The following is a 481-nucleotide window of genomic DNA, read 5'->3' as shown; positions in this document are numbered from 1 at the left end:
CGTCTATGCCGCGCAGGAAAAATACGGTCTGTACCAAGTGGGAAAGAAAGGCAGTGTCGCGCGGGTTGGTCGTCAAGGTTTCATTTCGATAATCCCCCATCCCGCCAATATTTAAGCCCAGACTGCTCCTACTTCCGCTACCGTCTGATTGGGTGCGCGAGAGTGCAGGGGCATTAAGTGTAGATAAAGAAGTGGTTAAACCTGTCAAACCGCCTGATGTTGTTTCAGCGGTGGTTTCGTAACGCGGATAGGTGTAATCGGTACGGACGGCAGGGCTGTTTATGTATTCGCCGCGAATCAGTGCATCAATGGAGTAGCGACCCCCTGTCAAACTGCCTGAACCTTGGTCGCCCATAGTTGCAATGTACAATGCAACTTTTCGTCCGTGTAATGCCTGTAAATCCATGTCTTTAACGGCAGCTCTGGCAGAAGCGGCCACAAGTTCTTGTTCGACCGCGAAGCGTTTGCCTCCGCCATGCGA

Annotated in this window: 1 pseudogene; it reads right to left on the bottom strand. The window is 52.0% G+C overall.

The features are described 5' to 3' along the window. Positions 1–481 (bottom strand): annotated as a pseudogene (gene mafA / locus RM425_RS21495) (adhesin MafA); the annotation flags it as partial.

Origin of the sequence: Blastococcus goldschmidtiae (assembly GCF_031845325.1) — a bacterium.
Classification (GTDB): Bacteria; Actinomycetota; Actinomycetes; order Mycobacteriales; family Geodermatophilaceae; genus Blastococcus; species Blastococcus goldschmidtiae.
This window is presented reverse-complemented; position numbering and strand designations above follow the sequence as displayed.